The following is a 4,879-nucleotide window of genomic DNA, read 5'->3' on the forward strand; positions in this document are numbered from 1 at the left end:
GCACCGGGCGCGGTGGACGTGATGCCGCGCGGCCTCGACCCCGAGTTCGTCGACGAGGGCGAGAACATGGGCCGCGTGCGGCGTCCGCTGCCGGTCGCGAAGGCGCTGGACGACGTCCTGGTCGCCTACGAGATGAACGGCGAGCCGCTGCCGCCCGACCACGGGTTCCCGGCGCGGCTGGTCGTCCCGCACTGGGTCGGGATCGCGTCCATCAAGTGGCTCGGCGACATCGAGGTCGCCGACCACGCGCTGACCTCGCCCTGGAACACCCGCTACTACCGGATGTTCCGGCCGGACCTGCCCGCGGACGGCGTGGTGCTGACCACGATGAACGTCAAGAGCGCGTTCGAGCTGCCGTTCCCGGCGACGCTGGAGGCGGCGGCCGGCCGCGAGGTCACGCTCACCCGACGGTCCTGGTCCGGCACCGGACGCGTCGAGCGCGTCGAGGTCAGCACCGACGGCGGCGCGCACTGGGAGCCCGCCCGGCTGGACGAGCGGACCGACGCGTGGGTGCTCTGGTCGCTGCCCTGGCGTCCGCCCGCGCCCGGCGAGTACGCGCTGCTCGCCCGCGCCACCGACGACACCGGCCGCACCCAGCCGGACGTGGAGCCGCACAACCGCAACGGTTACCTCTTCGGGGCGGTCGTGCGCCATCCGGTGACAGTGACCTGAACCGGCCCTTGGCGGGCGCCGCGCTCCGGGTGAGGATCAGGTGACCCCTGAGGAGTGCCCATGCCGCTGTGGAAGCCCGATCCCACCTTCTACGCCTCCCCGCGCGACGCCGTCTCCGCTCCTCCCGAGAAGCTCGCCTACGTCGCGGCGTTCGACCCGTCGTCGCGCGGGCCGGACGCCGTCCTGGTCGTCGACGCCGACCCGGACTCGGCCGCCTACGGCACGGTCGTCGGCCGCACCGACCTGCCCAACACCGGTGACGAGCTGCACCACATGGGCTGGAACGCGTGCAGCAGCGCCCTGTGCCCGTACGCGCCGCACCCGCACGTCGAGCGCCGCTACCTGGTCGTCCCGGGGCTCCGCTCGTCCCGGATCTACTTCCTGGACGTCAAGAAGGACCCGACGGCCCCCGAGATCACCAAGGTTCTGGAGCCGGAGGAGCTGGCCGAACGCGCCGGGTACTCGCGCCCCCACACCGTCCACTGCGGCCCGGAGGGGCTCTACCTCTCCTCGCTGGGCGGCGCGAACGGCGACGACGGCCCGGGCGGGATCGCGCTGCTCGACCACGACTCGTTCGACGTGCTCGGACGCTGGGAGGTCGACCGCGGCCCGCAGCACCTCGCCTACGACGCCTGGTGGCACATCGCGCACGACGTGCTGGTGACGTCCGAGTGGGGCACGCCGTCGATGATCGAGGACGGCGTGGTCGGCGAACTGCTGCTCGGCCGCCAGTACGGCCACGCCCTGCACTTCTGGGACCTGCGCAAACGCCGCCACGTCCAGCGGGTGGACCTCGGCGACCAGCACCAGATGGCGCTGGAGCTGCGGCCCGCGCACGACCCGACGCGGCAGTACGGCTTCGTGAACGTGGTGGTCAGCGTCGAGGACCTGTCGTCCTCCATCTGGGTCTGGCACCGCGAGGACGGCGCGAAGGACGGCCCCTGGACGGCCACGAAGGTCATCACCATCCCCGCCGAGCCCGCGGACGCGGACGCGCTGCCGCCCGTGATCCAGCCGTTCGGGGCCGTCCCGCCGCTGGTCACCGACATCGACCTGTCGGTCGACGACCGCTGGCTGTACGTGTCGTGCTGGGGCACGGGCGAGCTGAAGCGGTACGACGTGTCCGACCCGTTCCACCCGGCCGAGGCCGGATCGGTGCGGATCGGCGGCATCGTGAACCGGACGCCGCACCCGTCCGCGCCGGACGTCCCGCTCTCCGGCGGCCCGCAGATGGTCGAGGTCAGCCGCGACGGCCGCCGCGTCTACGTGACGAACTCGCTGTACCGGGCCTGGGACGACCAGTTCTACCCGGACGGCGTCGGCGCGTGGATGGCGCGGCTCGACTCGTCGGACTCGGGGTTCGGGTTCGATCCGCGCTTCTTCCCGCACGGGGACGACTTCGGCGGGCTGCGCGTCCACCAGACGCGGCTGCAGGGCGGCGACGCCTCGTCCGACTCCTACTGCTACCCGTGACGCGGTGACGGACGGTTCGCTGGCCGCGCTGGTCGTCCTCGGGGCGTTCCACGGCCTGAACCCGGCGATGGGCTGGCTGTTCGCGGTGGGGCGCGGCCTCCAGGAGCGCAGCCGGACGCGGGTCCTGCAGGCGCTGCCCGCCATCGCGGCCGGGCACGCCGCGTCGGTGGGGGCGGTCGCGCTGCTGGTCACGCTCACCCGGTCGGTCGTCGCCGCCCGGGTCGTCGCGGTCGCCGGCGGTGTCGCGCTGGTCGGGTTCGGGCTGTGGCGGCTGCTGTCGAAGCGGCACTTCCGCTGGGTCGGGATGCGGCTGTCGCTTCCGCAGCTCGCGGGCTGGTCGTTCCTGATGTCGTCGGCGCACGGCGCGGGGCTCATGCTGCTGCCGCTCATCACCGCGTCCGGATCGGGCGGCGGGGCCGGGGGCGGGGGCGCGCACGCCCACGGGCTCGGGCACGCGGCGGGCAGCGCGGTCTCGGCGGCGGTGTTCGTGACCGGCGTCCACACCCTCGCCATGTTCGTCACGGCGGGGGTGGTCGCGCTGCTGGTCTACGACGTCCTCGGGTTGACGGTGCTGCGCCGCGCGTGGCTGAACCTGGACCGGGTCTGGGCCGTCGCCCTCGTCGGCGCGGGAGCGTTCGCCCTGGCCACCGCCTGACGCCCACGCCCGGCCGTTCACCCCGCACGGTCCTTGTCAGCCGCCGGCCGGAAGCCGTTGTCAGCCGCTGAGCGGAGGCCGTTGTGCGCGGCTGAGCAGCCGGCGTGTTGCCGTGGTGCGACCGCCCTTTGTCACACCGTGATGAGTCCCGTTTGTCACTCAGGACGAAAAAGACATCGCGGTCCGACCGAAACCCGGCCCCGCGGCGGCGATGAACCAAGATCAATTGCGGCGGTCCGCCCGTGCTGGCACTCTCCTAACGGACCCATGGGACATCAGTGACCCATGGGGCAATTCTGTTGAACGGGGATGCCATGAAGGCTTCTGCACGACTCGCCGTGCGCTGTGCGGCCGCGGCCCTCACCGCCGCGCCGCTGCTCACGGTCGCCGGGACCGCCGCCACCGCGGCGCCGGCCGCCGCCCCCGCCGCGGACCAGGACGTCTGGGCCGCCGCGGGACCGGCCGGGGTGGGTGCCAAGTCCGCCTACCTGTACGACGTGTCCGCCAAGAAGGCCCGCTGGGCCCGCGCGGACAAGACCAAGCGGCCGATCGGCTCCATGACCAAGGTCATGACCGCCTACACGGTGCTGAACAGCAAGGTCAGCCTGGACAAGGTCGTCACCATCCAGCGCAAGCACGTCGAGTACGTCACCAAGAAGTACAAGGACGCCAGCCGCGCCGGCCTGGTCGCGGGCGACAAGCTGACCGTCCGGCAGCTGCTGAACCTGATGATGGTGCCGTCCGGCTGCGACGCCGCGTACGTGCTCGCCGACACCGTCGGACCGGGCTGGAAGCCGTTCGTCGCCAAGATGAACGCCAACGCCCGCAAGCTCGGCATGAAGAACACGCACTACGCCAACTTCGACGGCCTCAACTGGCCGTCGGAGAAGTCGACGTACTCGACCGCCTGGGACCTGACCCGGCTCGGCTACGCCACGATGAAGAACTCCACGTTCCGCTCGATCGTGAAGCAGCCGCGCTACTACCTGGGCGCGACCAGCGCGCACCACGCCTACAACGAGTGGAACACCAACCGGCTGCTCGGCTCGGGCAAGGGCGCGTACAAGGGCGCGGTCGGCATCAAGACCGGCCACACCAACGCCGCCGGCTACTCGCTGATGTTCGAGGCCGTCCGCGGCAAGAAGACGCTGATCGGCGTCGTCATGGACAGCTCCAAGACCGTCGAGGCGGCGCGCTTCACCGACGCCGCCAAGATGCTGAACTGGGGCTTCGGCGTCCGCACCGCCGACGTCTGGGTCGTCCCGCCGGTCCCGGCCGGCGCGAACGTCGACTGACGCGCCCCCGCATCACCGCCCCCCGTGCCCACGCGGCGCGGGGGGTTTCCCATGTTTGCGTCGAACCGGTTGCGGGCGTCCAGGCCACCCGCGAAGCTGCGTGGTCGTGGCCGGACGAGCGAACACGGGACCGCCGATGCGACGCACTGCACTGCTGGCCGGGACGTTCCTCACGCTCCCCCTGCTCCTGACGACCCCGGCCCTAGCGGCGCCGCGCCCGTCCGTGCCGCGCCCGTCCGTGCCGCGCCCGTCCGTGCCGCGCCCGTCCGTGCCGGGCTCCGCCGTGTCACCGCCACGCCCCGACCTGAGTGGCGGGGCCCCGTCCGGTATCCGCGCGAAGGCCGCCTACCTCTCGGTCGGGAGGACGACGTGGGGAGTCGGCGCGGACGCCGCCCGTCCGGCCGCCAGCATCACCAAGCTGATGACCGCCCTGGTCGTCGTCCGCGCGGGCGACCTCGACCGGACGATCACCGTCAAGCGCAAGTACCTCACCTACGGCGCCCGGCACGACGCGAGCATGGCGGGCCTCCACGCGGGCGACCGCCTCACCGCGCGCCAGCTCCTGTACGCGATGCTCCTGCCGTCCGGCTCGGACGCCGCCTACGCCCTCGTCGAGTCCTACGGCGGAACCTGGCCGAAGTTCGTCGCCAGGATGAACGCCACCGCCCAGGGACTCGGCATGGCGAGCACCCACTACGACAACTTCGACGGCCTCCCCTGGCCGTCCGGGACGGCCGACTCCAGCACCCCCCGCGACCTGGTCGTCCTCGCCCGCGCGGCCCTC

At 72.5% G+C, this 4,879-nt stretch carries 5 protein-coding genes; all 5 read left to right on the forward strand.

The genetic code is table 11. The annotated features are described in order from the left end of the window. On the forward strand, nt 1–672 hold a 672-nt coding region (locus AB0J52_RS27440), incomplete at its 5' end, for a molybdopterin-dependent oxidoreductase (RefSeq protein WP_500185234.1). A 60-nt stretch (nt 673–732) separates the two neighbouring features. Then, nucleotides 733–2,145 carry a selenium-binding protein SBP56-related protein gene (locus AB0J52_RS27445; protein ID WP_500185235.1) on the forward strand — a complete coding sequence of 471 codons (1,413 nt, stop codon included), beginning with the start codon at nt 733–735 and terminating at the stop codon, nt 2,143–2,145. Nucleotides 2,146–2,149: 4 nt separating this feature from the next. Next, on the forward strand, nt 2,150–2,800 hold the full coding sequence (locus AB0J52_RS27450; protein WP_500185236.1) for a hypothetical protein: 651 nt from the start codon (nt 2,150–2,152) through the stop codon (nt 2,798–2,800). Nucleotides 2,801–3,114: 314 nt separating this feature from the next. Then, entirely contained in the window at nt 3,115–4,095 is a 981-nt protein-coding gene (locus AB0J52_RS27455) for a D-alanyl-D-alanine carboxypeptidase family protein (RefSeq protein WP_500185238.1), read from the forward strand. Between the two features lie 136 nt (nt 4,096–4,231). Further along, a partial coding sequence (locus AB0J52_RS27460; RefSeq protein ID WP_500185239.1) for a D-alanyl-D-alanine carboxypeptidase family protein occupies nt 4,232–4,879 on the forward strand: 648 nt, incomplete at its 3' end.

The sequence above is a fragment of the Spirillospora sp. NPDC049652 genome, assembly GCF_040675125.1.
Taxonomy (GTDB): Bacteria; Actinomycetota; Actinomycetes; order Streptosporangiales; family Streptosporangiaceae; genus Spirillospora.

What these genes read in the sequence shown, in the direction of transcription:
- AB0J52_RS27455 (WP_500185238.1), top strand. Translation starts at nt 3,115, where the DNA reads ATGAAGGCTTCTGCACGACTCGCCGTGCGCTGTGCGGCCGCGGCCCTC.
- AB0J52_RS27445 (WP_500185235.1), top strand. Translation starts at nt 733, where the DNA reads ATGCCGCTGTGGAAGCCCGATCCCACCTTCTACGCCTCCCCGCGCGAC.